The sequence below is a fragment of the Paenibacillus nasutitermitis genome (assembly GCF_014641075.1).
In the GTDB taxonomy this organism is placed as follows: domain Bacteria; phylum Bacillota; class Bacilli; order Paenibacillales; family Paenibacillaceae; genus Paenibacillus_Z; species Paenibacillus_Z nasutitermitis.
The window spans coordinates 263,158-287,411 of the sequence record NZ_BMHP01000001.1 but is presented as its reverse complement, the minus strand read 5'-3'; the positions used below and the strand labels follow the sequence as shown (position 1 = coordinate 287,411).

At 49.6% G+C, this 24,254-nt stretch carries 22 protein-coding genes and 1 pseudogene; 3 read left to right on the top strand and 20 right to left on the bottom strand.

Features of this window, described 5'->3' with window-relative positions:
• Positions 1-84: 84 nt before the first annotated feature.
• The 11 genes from IEY46_RS01245 to IEY46_RS01195 all read right to left on the bottom strand — a co-directional run bounded on the left by IEY46_RS01245 (position 85) and on the right by IEY46_RS01195 (position 15,842).
• Complete coding sequence (locus tag IEY46_RS01245; RefSeq protein WP_188988372.1) at positions 85-1,563, bottom strand: response regulator transcription factor; 1,479 nt, start codon at positions 1,561-1,563, stop codon at positions 85-87.
• Positions 1,563-3,401 (bottom strand): sensor histidine kinase, encoded by a 1,839-nt coding sequence (locus IEY46_RS01240; RefSeq protein WP_188988370.1) that lies wholly within the window; start codon positions 3,399-3,401, stop codon positions 1,563-1,565. The genes IEY46_RS01245 and IEY46_RS01240 overlap by 1 nt, the downstream gene beginning before the upstream one ends.
• Before the next feature lie 148 nt (positions 3,402-3,549).
• Positions 3,550-5,142 carry an extracellular solute-binding protein gene (locus IEY46_RS01235; RefSeq protein WP_188988368.1) on the bottom strand — a complete coding sequence of 531 codons (1,593 nt, stop codon included), beginning with the start codon at positions 5,140-5,142 and terminating at the stop codon, positions 3,550-3,552.
• A gap of 71 nt (positions 5,143-5,213) precedes the next feature.
• Positions 5,214-6,098, bottom strand: coding sequence for a carbohydrate ABC transporter permease (locus IEY46_RS01230; protein ID WP_229749984.1), 885 nt, complete (start codon positions 6,096-6,098; stop codon positions 5,214-5,216).
• 17 nt (positions 6,099-6,115) lie between these two features.
• Positions 6,116-7,093 carry an ABC transporter permease gene (locus IEY46_RS01225; RefSeq protein ID WP_229749983.1) on the bottom strand — a complete coding sequence of 326 codons (978 nt, stop codon included), beginning with the start codon at positions 7,091-7,093 and terminating at the stop codon, positions 6,116-6,118.
• A gap of 220 nt (positions 7,094-7,313) precedes the next feature.
• Entirely contained in the window at positions 7,314-8,138 is an 825-nt protein-coding gene (locus tag IEY46_RS01220) for a carbohydrate ABC transporter permease (RefSeq protein ID WP_188988363.1), read from the bottom strand.
• 6 nt (positions 8,139-8,144) lie between these two features.
• Positions 8,145-9,092 (bottom strand): carbohydrate ABC transporter permease, encoded by a 948-nt coding sequence (locus IEY46_RS01215; protein WP_188988361.1) that lies wholly within the window; start codon positions 9,090-9,092, stop codon positions 8,145-8,147.
• A 66-nt stretch (positions 9,093-9,158) separates the two neighbouring features.
• The gene (locus tag IEY46_RS01210; protein WP_188988359.1) at positions 9,159-10,409 is read right to left on the bottom strand and encodes an ABC transporter substrate-binding protein; all 1,251 of its coding nucleotides are present in this window, start codon (positions 10,407-10,409) and stop codon (positions 9,159-9,161) included.
• A 138-nt stretch (positions 10,410-10,547) separates the two neighbouring features.
• Positions 10,548-12,116, bottom strand: a complete 1,569-nt coding sequence (locus IEY46_RS01205) for a response regulator transcription factor (RefSeq protein ID WP_188988357.1) — start codon at positions 12,114-12,116, stop codon at positions 10,548-10,550.
• A 2-nt stretch (positions 12,117-12,118) separates the two neighbouring features.
• A complete protein-coding gene (locus IEY46_RS01200; RefSeq protein ID WP_188988355.1) occupies positions 12,119-13,918 on the bottom strand; it encodes a sensor histidine kinase in 1,800 nt (599 codons plus the stop codon).
• 232 nt (positions 13,919-14,150) lie between these two features.
• On the bottom strand, positions 14,151-15,842 hold the full coding sequence (locus IEY46_RS01195; protein WP_308422769.1) for a DUF4091 domain-containing protein: 1,692 nt from the start codon (positions 15,840-15,842) through the stop codon (positions 14,151-14,153).
• 283 nt (positions 15,843-16,125) lie between these two features.
• Between IEY46_RS01195 and IEY46_RS01190 the strand changes: the two genes are divergently transcribed.
• Entirely contained in the window at positions 16,126-16,995 is an 870-nt protein-coding gene (locus IEY46_RS01190; RefSeq protein ID WP_188988351.1) for an AraC family transcriptional regulator, read from the top strand.
• A 13-nt stretch (positions 16,996-17,008) separates the two neighbouring features.
• Here the strand turns inward: IEY46_RS01190 and IEY46_RS01185 are convergent, their stop codons facing one another.
• The 9 genes from IEY46_RS01185 to IEY46_RS01145 all read right to left on the bottom strand — a co-directional run bounded on the left by IEY46_RS01185 (position 17,009) and on the right by IEY46_RS01145 (position 23,287).
• Complete coding sequence (locus IEY46_RS01185; protein WP_308422768.1) at positions 17,009-18,022, bottom strand: zinc-dependent alcohol dehydrogenase family protein; 1,014 nt, start codon at positions 18,020-18,022, stop codon at positions 17,009-17,011.
• 293 nt (positions 18,023-18,315) lie between these two features.
• On the bottom strand, positions 18,316-18,690 hold the full coding sequence (locus tag IEY46_RS01180; RefSeq protein WP_188988349.1) for an IDEAL domain-containing protein: 375 nt from the start codon (positions 18,688-18,690) through the stop codon (positions 18,316-18,318).
• A 328-nt stretch (positions 18,691-19,018) separates the two neighbouring features.
• Entirely contained in the window at positions 19,019-19,405 is a 387-nt protein-coding gene (locus IEY46_RS01175) for a DUF302 domain-containing protein (protein WP_188988347.1), read from the bottom strand.
• Between the two features lie 77 nt (positions 19,406-19,482).
• The gene (locus IEY46_RS01170; RefSeq protein WP_188988345.1) at positions 19,483-19,749 is read right to left on the bottom strand and encodes a metal-sensitive transcriptional regulator; all 267 of its coding nucleotides are present in this window, start codon (positions 19,747-19,749) and stop codon (positions 19,483-19,485) included.
• A 75-nt stretch (positions 19,750-19,824) separates the two neighbouring features.
• Positions 19,825-20,307, bottom strand: coding sequence for a DsrE/DsrF/DrsH-like family protein (locus tag IEY46_RS01165; RefSeq protein WP_188988343.1), 483 nt, complete (start codon positions 20,305-20,307; stop codon positions 19,825-19,827).
• A gap of 18 nt (positions 20,308-20,325) precedes the next feature.
• Positions 20,326-21,123: a sulfite exporter TauE/SafE family protein gene (locus IEY46_RS01160; protein ID WP_188988341.1), complete on the bottom strand. Its 798-nt coding sequence runs from the start codon at positions 21,121-21,123 to the stop codon at positions 20,326-20,328.
• Between the two features lie 129 nt (positions 21,124-21,252).
• Complete coding sequence (locus IEY46_RS01155) at positions 21,253-21,480, bottom strand: sulfurtransferase TusA family protein (protein ID WP_188988338.1); 228 nt, start codon at positions 21,478-21,480, stop codon at positions 21,253-21,255.
• A 19-nt stretch (positions 21,481-21,499) separates the two neighbouring features.
• Entirely contained in the window at positions 21,500-22,645 is a 1,146-nt protein-coding gene (locus IEY46_RS01150) for an MBL fold metallo-hydrolase (RefSeq protein ID WP_188988336.1), read from the bottom strand.
• 57 nt (positions 22,646-22,702) lie between these two features.
• The gene (locus IEY46_RS01145) at positions 22,703-23,287 is read right to left on the bottom strand and encodes a sulfurtransferase TusA family protein (RefSeq protein WP_188988334.1); all 585 of its coding nucleotides are present in this window, start codon (positions 23,285-23,287) and stop codon (positions 22,703-22,705) included.
• Positions 23,288-23,643: 356 nt separating this feature from the next.
• Between IEY46_RS01145 and IEY46_RS01140 the strand changes: the two genes are divergently transcribed.
• On the top strand, positions 23,644-23,970 hold the full coding sequence (locus IEY46_RS01140; protein ID WP_188988333.1) for an ArsR/SmtB family transcription factor: 327 nt from the start codon (positions 23,644-23,646) through the stop codon (positions 23,968-23,970).
• Positions 23,967-24,116: pseudogene (locus IEY46_RS01135) on the top strand (SRPBCC family protein); the annotation flags it as partial. The gene IEY46_RS01140 and the pseudogene IEY46_RS01135, both read left to right, overlap by 4 nt.
• Positions 24,117-24,254 lie beyond the last annotated feature (138 nt).

Below are 24,254 nucleotides of genomic sequence, written 5' to 3'. Positions count from 1 at the left end.
CAGGATCACGGACCCGACAAAAAAGCCTCCCTGATAAGAAAGGAGACCTGTTTTGGCAGACCACCCCGCATCTGATCCAAGCGGTCAGGGCTCGCTGCGGCTGTATAAATTCTGCCTGTATTCGGCTGGGGTATGTCCTGTCACTTCTTTGAAGGTCCGGCTGAAATGCTTCCAGCTGCCATAGCCGACTTTCTCAGCCGCTTCATACACTTTGACTCCGGGATCGGATAGCAGCTCCTTCGCCTGGTTCATCCTCTCCCCGGTCAAATATTCAAGAAACGTGCCTCCAGTCTTCTCCCGAAACAGCCTGCTCAAATAACTGACGCTAACGCACACCTCCTGCCCGATATCGGCAAGCGTCAGCGGCTCATCGAGATGGAGCCGGATATACTGTTTAGCTTTTTGAATGATATGCCCCTCTCTTTTTTCGGGAGACAAGTGGCAGAGCAAGGCCTTCACCCGTTCCTGCATATAAGAAGCCAATTCCCCGCGGCTCCGGCACCATAATATTTTGAACAGAAAGGCGGATATATCATAAGGGGCCGCTTCATTCAGATGGTTGAACGATTTCACTTTTTCGTTCAGCGACAGGATGATCGTATTGATAGTCCAGATGAGAAACCCGATCTCGCCGCTATCTGCCGCGACCTCCATCAACTGCTGAATCTCCTTGCCCAGCGCTGTGAAATCAAGGATGTCGAGCGAAACGTCAATGCGGCTCAAATCGATTCGGAACAGGTTCCCGTTAAAGCTTGCCGGTTTGTAGAACCAGACCCCTCCGCCCCCGATAATCCGGCTGGCCAATGCCGTACAGGCATGCAGATAAAGGGTATGGGCATCACGTTGATCCTGTAGGATATCGGACACGCCGATACTGACCGGGCTTTCCATTCGTTCGCCGTATTCCCGTACGGCGCTGCAAATCCCGCCTATCAGCTTCTCCACCTCCGCCGCCGAACCGCCATATAGTCCAACTACCGCTCCCGAACCGTTTTTGGTAATAAATCCTTTGAGCAGATACGCATTCGGCAGCCCGGCGACGATGTCTTTCATGGCAAGAGTCAGCTCCGTTGTCTGAAGCTCGCTGCCGGTAGTGCCGTCTTCATCGGCCGCGATTATCGCGGCGTACCCGGACAGCCGCTGCCGGAATTCTTCCTGATCCAGATAAATCCGGGATTCTCGCAGCTCCACATGACGGTCATAGAGCTTGGCGAGCGCCCCTTCCAAATCCTCCTTGCGCACCGGTTTGAGCAAATAGTCGCTTGCTTCCAACTTCAGAGCCTGCCTCGCATAATCAAACTGCGAGTAGCCGCTTAGCATAATGACCTGGAGGGCAGGATAAAGTTTCTTGGCGGTTTCCGTCAGAAGCAGTCCATCCATCTGGGACATCCGGATATCCGTCATCAGCACATCGACATTCTCCCGCGAAAGCGCATCCAGAGCTTCAACGGCTCCGTCGCATACCGCTGCGATCCGGTAATGACCGGCATTGTCCAGCTTTTCGATCAGACGGCGAAGTCCCTCGCGAATTTCAATTTCATCATCGACAATGACGATATTCATCAAAGCTCCTCAGCCCCCGCATCATTAAGAATGACCGGCAGCCGGAATTTTACGATCGTACCCGCCCCTTTCGCGCTGTCGATGGCAAATTCCGCTCTGCCGTTGTATATTAACCGGAGACGCTGGCTGATATTGGAAAGTCCGATTTGGGGGCCGCCTTTATCCGGATACTCCATCAATTGAATGACATGATCCAGTTGGCCGGCATCAAGCCCTTCCCCTTCATCGATTACCGAGCCGATAATATATCCTGATTCGGCTTTGATCCTGATCACGATCCGGATACATCCATCATCCGGGGAGATGCCGTATTTAACCGCGTTTTCAACCAGCGGCTGGATCATAAAGCTGGGGATAAGCATATCGTCCACTTGAGCATCGATCGCATACTCGACGCTTAGCCTGTCACCGAAACGGATTTTTTGGATATGGAGCACGTTTCGCACCATTTCGATTTCTTTTTTTGCCGGTACGGTTTCCTCCATGTGCATACATTGATAACGCATAATATCACCGAGGCTGACCAATGCCGATTCCACCTGTCCGTAACGTTCCCGCACCAGTGTCATCCGGATATTTTCAAGCGCATTATTGATGAAATGGGGGTTGATCTGGCTGCGCAGCGCCTTGATTTCCGATTCCTGCTTGAGCAGCTTGCTCTTGAGCACTTCCTCAACCAGTATCCGGATCCGCATGACCATTCCCTCATAAGCTTTCCATAATACGCCTATTTCGTCGGAACGCTCCGGCTTATGGATGATCCGAAAGTTGTCCTCGTCCAGCTTATCCAGCTGCTTGCTAAGATGACGGATCGGATTCGTCACCCCGTAGGCAATCATTCTCGCAGCCAGCGCGGATACGATGACAGCGAGCAGCACCATCGCCACCGTCCACGTTCCGACGCTGCTGATTCCGCTAGTCAGCGCCTTCATCGGGATCATGCTGATGACGGTCCATCCGGTTTTGGTTGATTTGCTGTAGCTGGCCAGCATCCTGCTCCCATGCAAATCGATAACTTGCGAACCCATATCGGAATGGGCAGCCTTCAGATCAATGCCGTCATCCGCTTCCCATACTTTGCCGAGCAGCCGGTTGTCGCTCGAATAAACGATTTTCCCGCCGTTATCCGTAATATAAATGTTCGAGTTCGTCCCCATATCCATTCCCACCAGAATGCTGCTCACCGACTCCAGGTCGCCGGATATTTGCAAAATACCGCTGATTCCGTTTTTTTCCTGGTTCGGAATTGGCTGCACAATCGTAAACGCGTAAGGAGCCCTTTCGATTCGGAGCTCGTTATCAAACAAAATTTCTTTCCTTGTCCCGAGGATGGAAAGCGACAGCTTCCGGCTCGCCACATACCAATCCTCCTGATGGTAATCACGCTGCAGCCAGCTGCCTCCTCCAGTGTTCGTGCGAATATAGGCATAACCGTCGCTGCTGTAGTAGATGAGCCCAAGCAAATGGCGGTCATACCCCCTGCTGACAAACTGAATGGCCTGGTTCAGCAGCAGCGAGTTTTCAATGGTCGGCTTGTTGCCGCCCATTTCCCAGGCGTTTTCGAATTCATGAAATAAATCATAATAGGGCGCCTTCAGAATTTCCTGGGAGATGCTGATCATTTCGCTTATATAGGTGTCCAGATGGCGGTTGACCTGAACAAGCGTTTGCGGCACGAATCGCTGGATCTCGTTGCGGATCGTTTTTTTATAGGACATGTAAGAGCTTACACCAACAGACACGACAATAGCCGTAATCAGAGCGGAAAAGATAACCGTCAGCTTCAGCGCCAGCGACCACGACCGGTAACGAAACATTTTTTTTAGATTTGCAGCCATGTTTGGTTATCGTCCCTTTGTTTTATTTCCATCTTACCTCAAACGCCCGTCTGCCGGGAATGGACTTGACTTTGGCGGTATAGCAGCAGCAGCAAAACCCCCATATATAATGGAGGTTTTGCCGGTACCCGAACGCGCTCTTCGTAAATTACTGCAGCAATCCTTGCGCTTTGAACTGCGCGGCTGCATCTTCGAGCAGCCGCTGGCCGCCGTTGTTCAGCCAGGTTTCCATGAACTTGTCATAGTTGCTGTCTTTTCCAAGCACATACTGAATATCGAATTCATCCTGAAGCTTCTTCAGGTCGGACACGATCGTCGCATCCAGGTTAAGCAGATCGTTATAATTTTTGCTTTTGTCAAAACCTCTCACCTTCTCTTCCGCAGCGGCCCATGTAAGGGTCAGCTTGCCGGGCGAGGCTTCCGACAGCTCCAGAATAGGGTCGGTGCCATTGAAGTTCACCCAGGTTCCATAATCAATACCGGCCGAGTTGCCGCTCTTCGCGCGGAAGTCATCCTTCATGTTGATATAAGTCTTGCCATCCTCGGTTTTTTGGATCTGCTGGTCGACACCCGGTACGCCTACACCCCAGCGGAAACCCAGATACCCTTCGTTGGGATATTGGCCGTCATCGAGTATATGCAGGATGCGGTCCAATTTGTCAGGGTCGGAAGCCGCGTTGGCCGAGATCGCATATACACCGCCTGCAATGGGATCGGGACCAAGCTTGCCACCTTTTTCCGAGCCTTTGGGAATCGGGATCGGTTCCCAGAAGCTCAGATAATCTTCGTTTTTCTTGTCTCTCGACTCCTCGTTGATCAGCTCCCGGGACGGATACCAGATCATGCCTGCTTTACTGCCATGCACTTTTGTGCCCATTTTACCCCAGTCCTGCAAATACCAGTCCGGATCGACGACTTTCTCGTCTACCAGCCTTTTTACGAAATCCAGCATTTTCTTATGCGTTCCATCCAGCATGGAGCTGTTCACCTTGCCGTCATCGCCAATATACCAGCCGGTGGGGCCATACATCAGCTCGAAGCTGCTGAACAGAGACAGATCCTTGCCGGTTCCCGCCGAGGTTGTGCCGAACGTGTCATTCTTATTGTTGCCATCAGGGTCATTGAAGGTGACCGCTTTCAAATATGCGAATAATTCCTCGTCGGTGGCTGGCTCCTTCATTCCCAGATTATCCAGCCAGTCTTTGCGGATCTGTACGGTCCAGCGGTTTTTATCAGGCGCAAGCGGAAGCATAATCATTTTGCCCTCTCTTGATGTGAAGGCTTTAGTACCGTCATTGAAATATTGGCTCATGGTTGGCAGCTTGTCGAGATAAGGCGTATAATCATTGAGCAGCACACCCTGCTTATAGAATTTCTCAATCAGCGTCTTGTCTCCCGTGAAGATTAGATCCGGCGGTTCCTGCGAGGCGAAAGCGACGGTCAGCTTCTGCTGAAGATCGCCCCCGGGGATGGCGGTTAGCCTGAAGTCAACGTTGTATCTGCTGTCCGCCCACGGTTTCCAGGGATCGTTCGACAGCGGCGTATTGACCCACCCTGTTTCCAGCAGGTTGATGGTAATTTTTTTGCTGGAACTCTCCACCGGCTCCCCGTCGGCATTATTCTGCCTGTTGACGTCTGTGTTTTCCGAAGCCTTGCCCGATTCGTTGCTGCTGCAGGCAGTCAATACAAGCGATACCATCAACAAAACCGCTAGCAGACTAGTAACAACATTCTTTTTCATTTGCTTTTCCCCTTTTTATTTGTATTTTTAGCAAGCTGCCGGATACCTGGATTCATACACTTGCTCACTTGTCAGCCTTTCACAGCGCCGAGATACATGCCTTTGGTGAAATATTTCTGGAGAAACGGATAGACACAGAGAATCGGAAGCGTCCCGGCGACAACCAGCGCCATCTTCATCGTTTCATCCGAGACGCGATGGACAGGATTAACGCTCATATTGCCGCCAACCAGCGCAGTGGGACTGGAGCTGACAAACAAATTATGGATAAACAGCTGAAGCGGGTGCAAATGCGTATCGGAAATATATATGAAAGCATCGAACCAGGCGTTCCAATGTCCGACTGCCGCGAACAATCCCAGCGCCGCTAAGACCGGCAGGCTCATCGGCAGCATGATGCGGGACATAAGCTGCAGCTCGTTGGCCCCGTCAATGATCGCGGACTCCTCAGTTTCGCGGGGAATATTCTCGAAAAACTGCTTTAGCACCAGTACGCTCCAGCTGTCGATCGCCCCGGGAATCACCATCGCCCAGAAGGTATCCTTCAAATGCAGGTCGCTTACGACGAGGAAATTGGGAATCAGCCCGGCTGTGAACAGGATTGTCACCAGTACACTCCAGATGAGAAGGTTGCGTCCGGGAATGTCTTTGCGCGACAAAGTATAAGCGGTAATGGAGGTTAAGGTTAAAATAAGCAGGGTTCCCAGAACCGTCCTCGCCACGCTGATGCCGAAAGCGTTCATGAATTGGATCTCTCCAAAAAGCTGCTTGTACGGCTCGATCGTCGGATGGCGCGGAATGAAAACGAATCCTTCCCGCTGAATGTATTCCTGTTCGCTGACAAGCGAAGTGGAGAGAACATATATCAGCGGTAATAATGCAGATAACGAGACGAGCAGAATGAGAATCGTAATTACGACCTGGTATGCTTTTTCAGCGTTCATCTGTTTGATCAAATGTTGTCTCCCCCTCATTACCAAATACCGATGCCAGTTATTCGCTTGGACACGTTGTGGGCGGCAAGTACCAGGAGCAGACCGGCCATCGATTGGAAAAAAGAAACCGCCGTGGACAAGCTGTACTGCAAATCGTTAAAACCCTGGCGGTAGATCCAGGTGTCAATAACATCGCCTACATTATAGGTGGCCGGGTTATAGAACAGCAGAATCTGTTCTCCGCCTGCGGACAGAATGCCCCCCAGAGACAATGTAAACAAAAAAACGATAATGTTCGAAATGGCTGGCAGCGTAATCCGGAATATTCGCGTGAGCGGCCCCGCGCCGTCGATTTTAGCTGCTTCATAAAGGCTGGGATCAATCGTCATCAGCGCAGCCAGATAGATTATCGTGCCCCAGCCGATCTCCTTCCAGATGGCGGATCCGATCAGAATCGGACGGAACCAGTCGGAAGAAAGCAGGAAGTTCTGCACGGAGCCTCCCATCGCCACGGCAATCCCATTAAGCAACCCGCTATTCGCAAACAGCGCGTACACCATGCCGTAAACAATTACCCAGGAGAAGAAATGGGGGATGTATACCAGCGTTTGGCTGATCCTCCGCAGCTTGGACGAGGTCAGATCGAATAACAGAATCGCCAGGATCAGCGGCGGCCAAAATCCGAACACGATGCGCAGCAGACTGATGCTGATCGTGTTGACCAGAATGTGATTGAAGTCGGGATGGGTGACCGCATCGCGAAAATTGCCGAAGCCCACCCACTCGCTGCCCCAGACTCCTTTGAGCAGCATGTAGTTTTTGAACGAGAGCACAGTTTGCAGTACCAGCGGATAATAGCGGAAGATTGCATAGTATACGATTACCGGAATCATGAGCAGATACAGAATCCAGTATTTGCGCATTCTCAGCCAAAGGTTGGGTATAGGGGGGTGCTTCCCACTGCGCTGCTGACCATCTGATGCTCGCCGGTCTGCCGGAATAAACAATTGCGTCATAGCTGCCACCTCTTTCTTTTCTGCTACCCATATTATCAAGAAACCGCTTCCAGATATATGCACCATTCTGATTAAAAGAGAACGGATCTTGCCCTATACATAAGAACTCCCCCGGCGAGGAGAAATTCTTCTTTGCCAAGCATAAAAAACCGCCAAGCGAAAGACTTGGCGGTTCTTCTGAGTGCTGCTATTGGAAAATATGGGCGTCGCTCCCGGGCAATCAGCCTTTCACGCCCGAGCTTGATACCCCTTCGATATACTGCTTCTGGAAAATAAAGAAAAAGATCAGAATCGGCAGCGTGGTCAGCACCACACCGGCCATAATGAGCGGCGTGTTCTCGAAGAACAGATCCTTCACGCTGTTGAGCCCGACAACCAGCACATACATTTCCGGCACATTGACCAGGGTGCTTGGAATCAGGTAACTGTTCCACGTCCCGGCAAACGCCAGAATCGACATTGTAATCAGCGAAGACTTGGCCAGCGGATAGACGATCCTCCAGAAGGCTCCCATCTTGGTCAGGCCGTCAAGTCTGGCGGCTTCAATAAATTCACCGGGCACGCTGATGAAGAACTGCCGCAGCATGAAGATATACAGACATTGATACAGAAACGGAACCGTCAGACCCCAGAAGGAATTCAGCCATCCCAGCTGTGCCACATTCACATATACGGGGATCAGAATCATATGGTACGGCACCATCATCGATCCGACGACAATCCAGTAAATCACTTTCTTGCCGGCGAACTGCAGCTTGGCCAGCGCAAAAGCCGTCATGGGATTAATGACCAGATTGCCGAGTATGACCAGCGCTGTCATAATAACTGTGTTCAACAGCCATCTTGGCACGTCATAGGCTTCGTTCGTGAAATACATCTTGTAATTGGCGACCGTAAGTTCCGGGATGCCGGAAAATTGATTCACGTCCTTCATCGTCAGAAACGAGGTATAGATGGTGTACAGGAATGGGAGGGCGAACAGCAGGCCAAACAGCACCAGCAGCGCATAGATACTAATAAGCGTCATTCTTTTTTTAGCGGCCATTTGTCCTCACCCCTTCTCGTCCAGCAGTTTCTTCTGAAGAAACGTGATCAGCATGATGATGAAGAAAAACAGCACCACCGCCGCGCTTCCGTATCCGATGTTCATGTAACGGATCCCGTTCTGGTAGAAATACGTCACGACCGTACTCGTCGCCCCGGCTGGCGAACCCAGCGCCCCATATCTGGAAATCGCGGCAATCTGATCATAAATCTGAAAGCCCAGAATCGTAGCGATCGACACGATGAAGAACGTGATCGGCTTCAAATAAGGAACGGTAATATAACGGAACGCCGCCCATTTGGACGCGCCGTCCATCTGACCCGCTTCATAAAGATCCTTCGGCACCTCCTGCAGGGCCGACAGATATACGATCATCGTGAATCCGCATTGTTGGAAAATAAATAGAATACATACAAAGAGCAGCGCGTAATCGGTACTCGCATACCAGGTCGTGTTGGCGAACCCGAACAGCGAGAAAAATTCTGTCACGAAGGTGCCCTGCTTGAAGAGCATCATAAATACTGTCGTTATCGCAATTTGCGAGGTAATGTACGGAATGAAAAACACCGTTCTGAAGATGCCTTTGCCCTTCACCTTCTGATTGACCAGGATCGCGATCAGCAAACCGATGATCGTTTGGACCGGAACGGCGATCACCACGATTTCCAGCGAATGAAGCACGGCCCGGTAAAACTCATGATCCTGCAGGATCGTGATGTAATTCTGCAAGCCAATGAATTTGGCCTCATCCAGCGCCGCAAAATTCGCATCCTGAAAGCTTCTAATAAACGACTGCAAAAAAGGGTACAGAAACCACCACAGCCATAACAGCAGAAACGGCAGACAAAACAGCCAGCCGACTGTAAAGTCGGTATCTGCGATCGAACGCAGCCAGGGCTGTTTCCCGTTTTTTCCTGCCGGCTCCTGTATCGTCCCGTTGCCTTGAGATGCCATCATATCCCTCCCTCTACCGGATTATAAAACGTTCCCGTTCCATAAGCGGAAACGGGAACGGACAAATTATTTGAATTGGGCTTGTATACCGTCGAGTATGTCCTGTGCCGATTTATTCGATCCGCCCAGGATGGCCGATTCGAGCTGATTGACCAGCTCATCCTTAAATTTCTTCGATTCGGCCGGATATTCAAAGTCGGTGCTGTATTCCATAGCCGGTTGTACAGCCTTGAAATCGGGATTTTCTTCAAAAAACTTGGCGGACAAGCTCTCTACCGCCGAGTTATTGCCGATTTTCAGGAATTCGCTTTGCGTTTTTTCATTGGTCATGTAATACGCTGCCTGAAGCGCCGCATCCTTGTTCTTGGCGCCTTTGAGCACCACGTACGAGTCGGCAATCATCGTGCTTCCCTTGACCGTGCCTTCGGGAACCGGAATGACCGAATATTTCAGATTCGGAGCCGCATCCTTCAGGAATCCTTTATACCAGTAACCGCCTGTGGTCATAACCGATTTGCCATTGGAGAATACTTCCCCGTCCCAGCCAAAGCCGAGCGATTTCGGTGTGACGGCGATACCTGCCTTGTACATTTCGAAAATCTTCTCCAGGGCTTTTACATTTTCCGGGGAATTGATGGTCTTGCCAAAACCCCAGCCGCCGCCATAAGATTTAATGTAATTGGAGATGTGGTATGGATCCAGATTGATCGTGATGCCGTGTACATCCTTGGTCGTCAGCTTCTTGGCTGCGGTCTCCACTTCATCCCAGGTTTTCGGATATTCGCCGAGTCCGGCTTTTTTCCACATGTCTTCATTAATGAAGAACATCCCCGGCGAGCTGCTGTTCGGAACCGCGTACAGCTTCTCATCCACCTTCCAGATATTCAGAGAAGCGGGACTGAATTTGTTCATATCCACACCTGTGGATTTCACGATATCGTCGAGCGGGGTGAATAACCCCTTCTGAATATACTCATAAGAACCTTCGTTGGAGATCTTGATGAAATCCGGAGCCACTTTGGCCGCAATCTCACCCGGCAGCTGATTCCAGAACTGGTCGCTGCTTGGATACTGCTTGATTTTCAGCTCAATATTGGGATATTCCTCGGAAATGGTGTTTGCCGCATCCTGATAGATTTTCAGATCCTGCGCCGTTCCCCAGAATCCCATCGTAACGGTTGCTTTCTGATTGCTGGCACCTCCGCCATTTGTGCTTCCTTGATTATTGCCATTGTTCTTGTTTCCGCAAGCCGCAAGACTGATTACCAGAACCAAAGACAAAGCCAATAAAGCCGTAAGCTTACCTGTTCTTCTCATGTTCTTCCCCCTCTATCTGCACGTAGTTGATTCTCTTCTATACGTATAATAAAGGTTTACATTCCCCAAAAAAATTATTCAGATCACCATTCGTTTATTCAAATAGACCAAATGCGTTCTTGCAGGACCGGGTTTCGGCTATTCTTTATTCTCATCATCATTTGTTAATGGAAATCTCCCTATTTCTTTGCGGTATTCCTTGGGCGGCTTGCCCACATACTTGTGGAACACAATCGCAAAATGAACCTGGCTTTTAAAACCGACCTTCTCGGCAACTTCGTAAATTTTGTAGCGGTAATCTTTCAGGAGCGCTTTGGCTTTATCAATCCGAATTTCATTCAAGTAGTCAAACAGTCCGCGCCCCACCTCCTGTTTAAACACACGGCTGATATAATTGGGACTCGCATGGAAGGTCTCGCCCAGCATTTTGAGCGTAATCGATTCCTGATATTGGTTTTCAATAAATTGTATAATGCTCTGAACAAGCGGATTATATTCCTTATAGGCGCCGGAAATTCTCTCCCGAAGCAGCCCGTTGTAGAGCGAATGGTAATAAGCCGACAGATCGGAGAAGGTTTCGATTTCCTCCACCTGGGACGGTTTCGCCAGGACCTGCTCTTCATTTTGCAGCATAAACAGGAGCCCTTCGTAGATTTTCTTCGCATCCTGCTCGCTCAGACATTCATGCTGCTGAATATATTGCTCCCACTCCTGCAGATTGGTGGCAAATTGATCATACTGCTCTTCCATCAAGCCGTTTTTCATTGCCAGCACATAGGCATGGATCCGCTCGACCTTCTCCTCGCCGTCCAGAAGCGGACGGTAGTAGAATACCGGATCGCCAGGCTGATAAAACTTCATGCCAAGCGCTTCCCTTGCCTGATCGAAAGCCTGTCCGGCTTTTCCGAAATATTGAAACCCGTCGCTGACGCCGAATACCGTTTCAATATTGACAAAGCGCTTCAACGAGGAATGAATCAGAAGCACGATATCATTGATATATGCAAACAGAGCTTGTGTGCTATTCGACTTGCTGTAGCCGATCAGAACACAAAACAGATTGTCCTCTACCTGAAAAAATTCAGTTTCATTTTCTTTGGCAAGCAGCTCGCCAAGCAGATGGCGGATCGTATTCTGCAAAACAGAAGGACTTTCCTTCGTATACCTTCTCATAACCTGCGCTGCCTCTTTCACGCTGAAAAGCACGATATGCAAATTTCCTTCACGCAGCCTGGTGTGCCCCGCATATTCTGTCTTCCCTTCAATCAGGCTGCGGAGAATCACTTCTTTTCCAGGGATCTGATCCTGCGGAAGCGGCAGACTTCCTTGAGCCTTGGACAGCTGCTCCTTCAGGCTTTGGAGCAGACTGATGATTTCCTGAATGTTCATGCTTGGTTTATGAAAATAGTCTACTGCGCCTAATTTCATCGCTTGTTTCACATAGATGAAATCATCGAAGCTGCTGAGAATGATGACTTTGGCCTTGAAACCATTTTCTTTTATTTCCTTCAGTACCTGAATGCCGTCCTTTTTTGGCATTTTGATATCCAACAGAACGATATCCGGGTCAAGCTCCCCGATGAGCCGGAGCGCTTCTTCGCCATCGCCCGCTTCCCCGATAATGGTCATCCCCGCTTCTTCCCAGTCATTGGAGGACTTAATCCCGATTCGTACAAGAGGCTCGTCGTCTACAATAAAGATGTTCATCTCTATTCACCTGTTCCTTGTCCATTTATGATGGGGACGATGATTTTGGCTGTTGTCCCCTGGTCAGGCCCGCTTGTGATCCACAGGCCGTAAGCATCCCCGAAATGCAGTTCAATTCTTTTGCGGATATTATCCATGCCGATCGCATTGAGCTGCCCGCCAGTCGCGGCCGGCTTCTCGTCTTCCTGCTGGCTCATGCCGCGTCCATTGTCAGTTACAAGCATGACCAAATGGCCTGTTTCTTCATAGATGCGAATCCCAAGCTTGCCCTTGTAGGGGATTTCGTCAAATCCGTGAAAGATTGCATTTTCAACCAAGGGCTGCAGCAGAAACTTCAGCGTCTGATAAGACATGACCTCCGGCTGGATATCCATCGAAAGTTCGAATTTATTGAAATAACGGACATCGAGAATATGCGTATAATTCCGGATAAACGCGGCCTCCTCGGCAACGGTAACAAAATCGCTTTCGGTCTTAGCCGTAAACCGGATAACAGCGGAAAAAGCCCCCAACGCCTCCTCAATGCCCGAGGCGCCCTGGATTTTAGCCATCCATTTGATCACGTTCAACGTATTGTACATAAAATGCGGCTTGATCTGCGATTGCAGCGCCAGCATCTCCAGCTGCCGTTTCTCCTGCTCGTCCCGGTAAATCTGGCCAATCATCCTTCTGATCTCTGCCAGCATATTGTCGATCGTCATGCTGATTTTGCCCACTTCGCCTTTTTGGATATCAATCGTCACATCCAGATTCCCCTGGGAGACGAGCTTCATTTTCCGCTGCAAAATCAGAAGAGGCTTCGTTATGCCCGTAGCGATGTATACCGAAGTAATGATGGACAGAACGAGCAGCACCAGCAGCGAGATGGCAATAGTCTGAACGATGGTATTCACAAACCCGAAGAGCTCGCTTTTGGGTATGACCGTAATAGCCGTCCAGTTTGCGCTCGCTGCGGTAGCCGATATCAAATAATGTTCCCGGTCCTGTCTGTAATCCTTGCCCTCGCCCCGGATCGAATCAAACTCGCTGCCCAGCACATCGGAGACGAGACTTCCGATTTCATCATTGTTCTGGCTGTAAATCAGCCGCTGCTGCTCATCCACCAGATAGAATCTCGTATGATTCGTGAAATGAATGTCGCTCCATAACGTCTTTAATTTATCGATCCCCACATTCAGGAGGATGAAACCGAGATCTTCCTTCGTATACGGGTCCACAATGGCCCGGCCGACCGAAACAACTGGGGTGCCGCGAAATGACATCAGTTGATCGGAATGAATGCCAATGGGCACATTTTCGCCTTTTTTCTCCAGTACCTTCCGGACGAAGGACTCGTTTGCAAAATCGGACTGCAAATAGGCGTGATTCATATAATCGTTATGGCTTCGTCCCAGGATGATCTTGTTCGTATTCTGGTAGATAACGACCGAGTCAATCAGATCGGAATTCAGCAGCATGCTGTTCTTGATAATGCCTCCCGCCGTATCAAAATCTTTTTCCCTCTCATAGAGAGGATAAGGCGAGGCCGCGTAATCCTTATTCATCATCTGAAGCAGCGTTTTATCCTGCATGGGTAGGATCGATAAGCGCATAATGGGCTGAAGCGAGGTGTCAATGTTCTTAATAACTTGCTTGTTGTTCTCTACGACCGCATCCAGCAGCATGGTGCGGTTGGAATTGACATACAGCCACGACAAGGTACCGCCAACGACGAAGAAGGGAACAATAATAAAACAGGCGAATGCCAGTATCAGTTTGTTTCTCAGACTGGATTGCAAAAATCGTTCTTTCAGCTTATTCATAGCCATGACCCTCTCCGCATGTAATGGGCAGGCGAAATTTTAACAGCCTTGCTGCACCCTTGAATGATAGTATAACCTAATCGTACAGCCCCTGTTCAACTCATAAGGAGCCCCTCTCCGGCGTTCTCTAAATGCGAACGATGGAACTCGGCGGGAAAGTGCAGCAAAAAAACTGCCGGCATCTTTGCCGGCAGCTTCATGTTTGCATATGGATATTTATGCGATGCGTTTGTTAGGATTTATCGGCCAGCAGCTCCGCTATACGACGGTTGATACTCTCCCGCGTACCCAGCAGCCAGTCCTTATCCACCGGATAATTCTTGAAGGTTATCGCTTCATCCAGCCCTCGCTCCAGCAGTTCCAGCACTTCGTCTTTGCCGGCAAGCTGCTCCAGGAGCTCAAGCGCCCGCTGATCCTGCAAGGCTTCATGGAAAACTTCCCAGCGGATGGAATCCAGCGGCCCTTCCGCTCCCGGATAGACGGCGAAGGCATCGCCGGACGGGAATGCATAGACGGCATCAGTCACCCTGAACGGGTCAATAGGATGGATGGAATGACGCGAATACCAGAAGTTGTAGCCCCAATGGAGAAATCCCTGGATGCCGAATTTATATAGCTGCAGACCGAGTACGCGGTTGCGAGACGACGGCATGCTGAAGAACCGGTTGGAGACATCCCTGTGCTGGCCGCAGCAGTAATACGTCCACAAGGGCTCTACGCCATTCTCCAGGAAAGGCGTGATATGATCATTGGAAGGAATCGGAATCGGTACAAGTCCATGATCGAAAAACTCATAATCAGACAGCGCTTCAATAAAGGAAAACTCCGACAGATGCCGTTTCAGAATATGGCTTGCCTGACGGTATGCTTCCAGATGCTCCGCATGCGGCTCATCCGAGACATGAAAATAGCTGTTCTTCTCAAGACCCTGCCCGCGGATGAATTGAACCAGCTGCGGCAGAAACTGATCCAGAAACCGGGTATATTCCTCCCCGGTCGCTTCTGTTTCCCAGCCAAAGATGCGTTTCTCCTCTCCGTTGACAGCAGCGACAATCTTCGGAGCATGTTTGGCGCCCCACTGGGTAAACAGATGGGAAAATTCAAAATGCTTGATCCCCTGCTTGCGGCACATCTGGACCCAGCGCTTCAGAAGCGTGAAATCAAACCGGTACTCCTGCCCGTCCAGCTGTTCTACGCCAATCAATTGAACGGTTGGACGTTCGCCCCCGACAGCGGTATCCAGCGGAGGCGTAAACAGCGGTGTCAGCAGCATATTCACGCCGTGAGCAGCGGCATTCTGCACATAACGCTCGATCAGCTGCCAATGGGCTTCGCTGAATACTTCCACGCCATATTGGGTTGCCAGACAATCACTGTGAAACCACTCCGTATGAAGAAGCTTCTGGTCAGGCAGCTCGGCCTGGATCACTTCCAGCTGGAAACGCTCTGCGCCCAGCTGCTTACCTTCCGCATCCGTGATTACGATGTCGATCGGGTACGATGCCGTCGATTCGGCATAAAGCGGATCACCGGCCTCCGGCCGGGAAGGAAGAGCGACGGTGACCCATACCGACCGCCATTGACCGGCTACCGCCCGCAGTCCTTCCGTCAACGGGTACAGGGGATCTGGAAACAGTCCCGGTACCGTGCGCAAATAATGTTCATCGGGATTTGCGTACACCGGCATCTCCGATGGGGCGAGCCCGACAGTCCGCATCGTGATATATGGAGCAAGCGGCGAATCAACCGCTATGCGAAGATCGGCAACGGAATCGTCTGCACGATAAGCGATCTGGAAGGAGAAAATCTCTTTCCAGAGAGCAGTTCCTTCGGCTTTGCGCGTATCCGCAAGCTCCGAATCGGCAAATACCTTCGTAAGTGAACTGAGTGGTCGGGTTTCAAAAGCTATCATCGTATCTTTCACGCCATATCCCCTTTGCCCATGTATTCTTCACATCGTTTTTTGACGAAAAGCTTTGATCCTGTTATGGCTTCATCTTAACAAGGTGAGCGGGCGGCATCAATCTTAAAATAGTACCCATTCTATAACAAAATTGATATCGTACGTACGAGTTACTATCCAATCACAGTATTCTTTACGCGGGTATGGTAAAATTTTATTATTAAGTATGCAACAATATTATTATGTTGATCTGGCATCTTCTTCAACTTTCGCCATTCCTTTTCAGATAAAAGGAGGATTATCTATGCTGAAGCCAGGCTCCTACGCGTTTCGTTATGCCGAGCCGCTCCCCTATATGCTGCTTGACTCCATCGGCTGGCAGAGCACATGCTCCGCGAATTACGGGAATGAAGGGCATGCACGGACGGATCACGGGCATGTGGTATTCCAGTATACTTTGAGCGGGGAAGGAAAAATAGAGATCGGGGGCGAGTCCTCCGTGCTTCATGCTGGAAAAGGGTTTCTTGTGAAAATCCCCAGCTCGCACCATTATTATTATGCCGGACGGCAGGACCAGCCGTGGGAATTTATCTGGTTAAATGCCAAAGGCGAGGATGCTGTCCGCATGTGGGAACGCATTCTCGCCAGAAAAGGGCCGATCGTTTCGCTGCAGGCCGGGTCGCAGACGCTTGAGCGGTTCTGGGAACTGTACCGGGCGGTATCCATAGATGGGATCTCCGATTCCGCTTCCCTGTCGCAGCTGTTATACGGTTTCATGCTGTCCTTACTGGCGCCGGAAACGTCCATGGCGGCAGGGCCCGTGTCTCCCCAGCCCATTCGCAGAGCGAAGGACTTTATGAGGGAGCATTATGCGCGCAGCCTTTCCCTGGAGGAAATCGCTGCGAACTGCAGCATTTCCCGATCCTATCTTTGCCGTCTCTTTCAGCAGAAGGAAGGCATTACGCCATTGGAATTTCTGCGCCGCCGGCGAGTGGAGGCAGCCGTTGCATTGCTCCGGAGCACGAATAGCAGCGTTCAGGAAATCGGCCGTATTTGCGGCTTCGACAGCCCCAGTTACTTCGGCAAAGTGTTCCGCGAATATCTGGGCCTGTCTCCGCGCGAATACCGGATCAGGAGGCAGGACTATCCGTTCGATACGATTTTTCTGGAATAAGACGGCTTTTCGTCTACAGCTTGATTTGAATCTTGAACCAGTCCGGACTTTTGGCCTGCTCGAAGAAAGCCGGCGCTTCGTCCAGGGAAATTTCCCTGGAGATTAGGGACAGAAGCTCTACGCGTTTCTCCTTCACCCAGTGAAAGGCGGGCAGGAAGGTTTGGTTGATCGCCATGGAGCCGATAAGGGTCCAGTCCTTGTTATATAACTCGAAAGGGGACAAGCTGATCCGCGCATCCGTTGCCGTGACGCCGAATTGCAAATATTTGGCCGTTGGCCCCATGAAAGCAAAAGCCCGCTCTATGACAGCCGGGATGCCCGTCGCATCCACCACAATATCAAAGCCGTGCTTGTATTCCGGCGTATGCAGCAGCTCGCCCGCTTCTTCAGCCAGCACGCCTCTCGTAGCCCCGCGCTTGACAGCCTGCTCTAGCTTGCCAGGAGACATATCCACTACCACCACTGCCGATGCGCCCGAATGGATCAATGCCTGAACCAGCTGCTGCCCCATGGCTCCCGCCCCGAAGAGAATAACCCGGTCTCCAGCCTTGGTCTGCAGCCGGTTCATGGCATGCACGACACATGCCATCGGTTCAATGAAGGCTCCTTCCTGGAAGCTCATCTCATCCGGAAGCTTCACCACATTGCGCGCAGGCACGGACACGAACTCGGCCATGCTGCCATTAACCGTGTTGCCGAGCGCCCCCCAATTCAGGCATTGATTGGTGCGCTGGGTCAGACAAAACTCGCAGGCTCCGCAATACAGTGTAGGATCGGCGCTGACCCGGTCCCCGACTTCGAATCCGCTTACATTAGAGCCAATTTCATAGATGATGCCCGAAAATTCATGCCCTGGAATAATCGGATAAGGCGATATGAATTCACCTTCAAAAATATGAATATCCGTGCCGCAAATCCCCGTGCTCGCAACCTTGATCGTAACCTCATTGTGATTCGGTTTTGGATATGGAACTTCCTTGACGACCGCTTTGCGTGGGGCCTCAAATACCAAAGCTTTCATATTCATCAGTGCCGCACTCCTTTGCATACTAATGTGCAATCCGACAATCCCGACAACAATGCCATCCTTCAGGAAACAACCTCATGAATGAAACGGACCTTGCAGGATGCAAGGCCCGTTCGTGAACGTCTCTACGATTTTAATATACCTGAAGAGCCGAGAGGGGATCAAGCTTAATAACGTACCGGAAATGACCCGCCTGTCTTCGATACATGAAAAAGCGCACAAAAAATCGCCAAGCATTTCATACTTGACGATTGAATAGATGAAGGTTATTTTTATACCATGACGGTCGGCTATTATTTAAGATCGTAAAGCCCGAGCCGGTTGGTAAACGATTGATGAATTCTCGGTATGAGGTGGTTCTCCCTCGCGGCCAGGCCAGCCGGTTTGAGTTTCTCGGTCAGCTCCATAAACCAGGCTTCGTCATGCGTGGAAAGCGCCAGATCAATGAGGTTCAGTATGTGCCCGACATCATCGAACGAGGCTGCCGGCAACCTCTTCAGACCATGCTCGCGTACCGTGATCATTTTCCCTACGATCTCTTCATTATCCGATTTTATAACCATTAGCTTGGCAATTCCCTGTTCCCCATCCATGGATTCGATATATCCATGAATTAATTCCCCATTGCTGGTATTCGCCTGTACCCAATCGCTGATCTCAAATGTCATCTTGAACACCACCTGTCGCGAAATTTGCATACAATCTGTAACTCGATTAGTTACACTTGTTCAGACGATTCAATGGCAACCTCAATTCTATAATGTGTCGCCATAGATCTTTTCTGAATACTGTAATTTTAGCAGTTACAGTTTTATTTGTCAATGCTTACATAAGCAAAAAATGTCGAAATATTGAGATCATGTAAAACTGCCAGAATCGCGTGGTTATGAGGCAAAACGTTTAAGCCCCCCAGGAACATAGGGGAGCTTCATTGCTGCTTTTGTTTCCTAAAAGTCCAGGTGTGGACCTCTCTTCGGAAAAGAGTGCCTCACCGACTCATTTAACAGCATTTTCTATGCAGGCGATAAGCCGCTTTTCTATATTTGAAGCAATTTCCATCAGGGCCTTGCTTTCAATGTTCCCCATCAAGACCGTGGGCTTCGGCATTCCCATTTTGGTCTTTCCGTTTTCCTCGTAAATCGCCATCTTGCATGGCAAGAAGTACCCGACCAAGGGATTTTCGGTTAACACCCTCTTGGCTTCAGCCGGATTACATACCTCGATAATGTAATAATCCCGGTCAAATTCCACTCCCTTTTCTGCAAGCTTCCCCCTCATGTCAAGTTCCCACAATACCCCGAAACCTTCTACTTTCAGGCTTTCCGTAAGATCTGCTATGGCTTGTTCGGGTGTTGCTGCCGTCTCAACTGTAAAATTGAACATGATATTTAAAGCACCTCGATAGTGTGGATTGTGAAATGCTATACGGGATTAGAATTCCCCATCGATTGCCCTGAAATTCATCTGCTCCTCACAAGTAACTCCACGGCTTCTTTAACCAGCTTGTCCGTATTGTTGCCGGCTGCCTGTTCTTCCAAGAGGCATTGCTGCAAATTCTCCGCCACGATGTGAGCGATTGCCTTATCCGAGGCATTACGAACAGCGGATAATTGACTCACCACATCTTTGCATGACTTGCCTTCCTCCATTAATCGAAGCACACCGCGAATCTGACCTTCGATCCTTCTTAGCCGGGTTTTCATTTGATCCGTGTAATTATAATTCATTCATACCCCTACCCTTCGATTGATGTTATACATGTATGGGTATATTATAAAGCAAAAAAATAATCTCATGAACACTTAAATGAACAGATTTACTTTCGCGTTCGCTGCGTCGCCCAAATAAGTGGCCACCCCTGCATATTCAAGGCCGTCAATCAGCTCATCTTGCTGCAGGCCGAGCAGGTCCATGGTCATCGTGCATGCCACGAGCTTAACCCCTTGCTCTTGCGCCAATTCGATTAACTGAGGAAGCGTCATCGCATTATGCTTCTTCATAACATGCTTAATCATTTTGGGTCCCATTCCAGCAAAATTCATTCTGGACAAGCCAAGCTTGTTCGCGCCTCTGGGCATCATCCATCCGAACGCTTTTTCCAGCAAGCCTTTGTTGGTCTTCACAACTTCGTCTTTGCGAAGCGTGTTCAGACCCCAGAAGGTGAAGAAGATGGTCACTTCGTGATCGTACGCCGCCGCCCCGTTCGCAATAATAAAGGCCGCAATCGCTTTATCCAATTCACCGCTAAACAACACAATAGTCGTTTTTTCTTTTGTCATTTCCATTTGTCTTTTACCCCCTTGTTATTTCATAAGAATAGATGACCAGACCTTAATCGCAGTCAATGCGATCAAAACAACCAGACCATATCTCAGAAGCTTGACATTGATTTTCGAACTCACCTTTGAGCCGAGCGGCGCTCCAATTAAGCTTCCTGCGATCGTAAAAACCGTCGGCCATAAGGGGATGGCGCCCCCCGTTAATTTGCCGATCACGCCGCCGACTGCAGAGATGAACACGATGGCCAGCGAAGACGCGATCGTAGTCCGGGTCGGAATTTTTAATACCGTCAGCATGATCGGAATCAAAATGAAAGCTCCGCCGGCCCCGACGATACCGGAAACGACGCCAACCAGAAAAGCGGAGCCAATCGCGATTCCTTTATTGAATGCGATTTGACCTGCTTGATCGTCCTCTTTGCCCTTATTTGGTATTAACATTAGAATTACCGCAAGGATCGCCAATGTTCCATAAATCAAGTTGATGACGTCTCCGGTTAAATAACCGGAAGCAAAGCTGCTGATAAGACTTCCGGCCAAAATGCTGGAACCCATATACATGACGAGCCCTTTGTGTACAACGGCGCTGCCATTCTTTCTGTTCTTGCGGAACGCCAGCACTCCTGCCAATGATGCGAAAAACACTTGAAACATACTGATCGAAGCCACCTCATGTGCCGAGAAATCAGCCACGTCGAGACCGGAAGGCACATATAACAGTAGTGGATAATTGATAATAGCCCCGCCTATACCGAGCAGCCCCGAGAAGAAGGAGCCGACAAATCCCAGTACGACCATAACGATAAAAAGGAGTATGTCCATAACGCCCCTCCCCCGTCTTTGAGAAACGGAAAAACCGTATGCAAAATTCCAGTAATTAGGGTAATATATTTGATTATGAGCGTTTTAAATAAGCGAACACATTTCGTTATTCGTGTTCGCTTATTTAAATCAGGTCTTTCTTACATAAAATTTATAAACGCCGTTCACTTCTTCATGTTTCACAAGCTCGTTTTTGGTTTGCTTTATCCAGGCCTGAAAATCGTTCACTGAGCCTTTATCCGTAGAAGAAACCTCCATAACTTGCCCTGCTTGCAATCCGTCCAACGCTTTCTTTGCTTTCACGATCGGCATCGGACACGCCAATCCTTTGGCATCAACAATAATATCCGCTTGCATCCATAATTCCCCCTTTGATTTAATGGTGAACGGCGCATCGGTTCGGACCGATTTCCATCCCGCGCTGCTCTTCTTCGTTTGGCGTAATCTTGCCCATATTCGTCTGGCGGATTTCTTGATAGGCATTTGGCTGAGGAGGCAGATTGTCCGTAACGGCCGCTCTGAATAGATCCTCATTTCCAATGTTCAGGCCCGGATTGTCGCGATACAAATCCGAGAGCCGGGCCGACACTTTACCACCCTCGCCGAGTTCTGACATTTTGCCAAAATGAGCGGGGAGTACGATCAGATCCTGCGAAAGTTCCTTATACCGGCTATACAGCGTTTCCCGAAGATCGCCTACCCAATCCTCCGTTTTGCCGGCTAAATCCGGCCGTCCGATCGATTCTACGAACAGAATATCTCCAGACAGCAAGTATTGATTATCGATGATAAGCGAAGTGCTGCCAATGGTGTGGCCAGGCGAATATACCGGTTCAATCTGAATCGTCGTATGACCTACCGTGATCGTTCGTCCTTCCTCCAGCTTGTCGTAAGTGAACATAACCTCTTCCGCATCTTTCGGGGGCAGCCAGTAGCTCGCTCCTGCTTGCTCCGCTAATTTCCGCCCACCTGAAATATGGTCCGCATGCAGATGCGTATCGATCGTATGCTTAATTAATGCGCCCTTCTCTTCCGCAAAATCCATAAATTCATCCGTCATGCGAAGCGTGTCCACGACAGCCGCTTCACCACCCGAGACAATCATATAGGAAAGACAGCCTTTGCCGATTCGGACAAATTGATACAAAGAGCCGCCATTCTTCAAGTCACCGATCTTGACCGGCTCCAAATGCTCGCTCCAAGCTTTCATGCCGCCTTCCAAATAGAAAACGTCGCTTCTTCCCGCCTCAATCATCTGCTCTGCGACAAATTTGGAGGAGCCCTCCTTAGCGCACACGACCAGCATTTTCTTTCCTTGCGGAATGGAATCAAGGGCTGCTTCGACCCCGTCCAGTAAATCAAAATAGGGAATATTCAAGATTTCGACTCGTTCCCCTTCGATCTTCCAATCGTTAAAATCGCTCTCGTTGCGAACGTCTAGAATAAACAACTCTTCTTTGGCCAGCACCAATTGCGTAAGTTCTCTGGCTGTCATTGCTTTAAGCTCTGCGGCGATGCTCATGATGAAATTACCTCCTATATTTGGAAAAGCTCATGTCATCCATTGTCATCTGACAGGCTATTGGTTACTTTCAGTGGACCCCGTCCAGCCCGACATTCCCGGCTCAACGTTTGTGACACGAGCGAAGCCTTTGGCAGAAAGCAGCTGACATGCAAGATCGCTGCGCATGCCAGTGCGGCAGATGACATGAATCTCGTCTTCCGGATCGAGCACTGCAATCCGGCTCTCCAGCTCACCCAACGGGATGGAAAGGGATCCTGAGATCCGGTTAAATGCATATTCCGCCGGTTCGCGTACATCCAATACCGTTATCTTGTTGCCTGCCGCAAGTTTCTGTCCCAGCTCTTCGCTTGTAATCGAACAGGGAAATTTCTTCTCTGGTCGAACCTCGTTTGGATTTGATTTGCGGATGTAGTGCTTCAACACTTCACCTTCATACAGGGTTCCCAGGTATTGATGGCCCGTGTTTTTGGCCCAGCCTTGTATATCGGCTAGCGAGCCTTTGTCGGTGGCTAGCACCTCAATCACTTGCCCTGCATGTAATTGATCAACCGCCTTCTTCGTTCTTACGATCGGCATGGGACAAGCCAGTCCTTTGCAATCAATTGTCTGGTCCGCTTTAATATCATGACTTGCATTCAAATTGATCGTTCCTCCTTTTTATGTTCATTCGGTCTCAAACAAGTTCAACAACATATTCCCTTAGGGATAATAATTTTATACGTATACCCCTATGGGTATAATATAGTCGTATAAAGTAATCTTGTCAACCTCGCCTTTACTATCGATGGCACTTATAACTGGCTGACAGTTCTCATATGGAGCTTAAAAAAGCTGTTGACACGACACCAAATGGTGTCCAATTATTTTACATTGAACATCGCCCCTGGGGCGCAGCGTCCGCAGGGCCGCACACTTTAAGGAGCTGATGAAAATATCGGCTTTCCTTCGTGCCATCAATAGATTCCATTACAGAATAATATTTGGGAGAGGGTGTTGTGAACGAGAACAACCAGTTGCGGGATGTGTTTGATGCGATTGCAGATCCAACCCGACGCCGACTGATTCATCTGTTAGTAGATGCAGAGGAATTACCGCTTGAATTAAAGGGACAGTTTCAGATGGGCCGGTCAGCGGTATCCAAGCATTTGGCAATCCTTAAAGAGGCCGGACTGGTACTTGACCGAAAAGTCGGCAGAGAAACGCGATTTAGGCTAAATGCCTCTCCACTCAGAGAGGTTCAAGATTGGGTAGCTTTCTATAGCAAGTTCTGGGGAACCAATATGCTGCGCTTGAACCAACTATTAGAGGAGGAAGAAGAATGAGTTTAGCATTATCTTTGGAATTTCAGTACACGACCACGATCGAGAAGCTTTGGTCCGCCCTAACCGATTCAAGCAAGCTTGCCAAGTGGGTGGTTAACATTCAGGATGGTGAGGCGATGGATAACAATTTTGAGCCTGTTGTAGGATAAATGGTGCGGCGGGCTGGAAAAGGTTTTGGAGCAATAACGGCATTCCCTAAAAACGAACATAAACCGGCCGCATTTCTTTTGCAGCCGGTTTATGTCTGCTTTTGGATAATCTGAAAATCTTGTAAGTTCGATTCT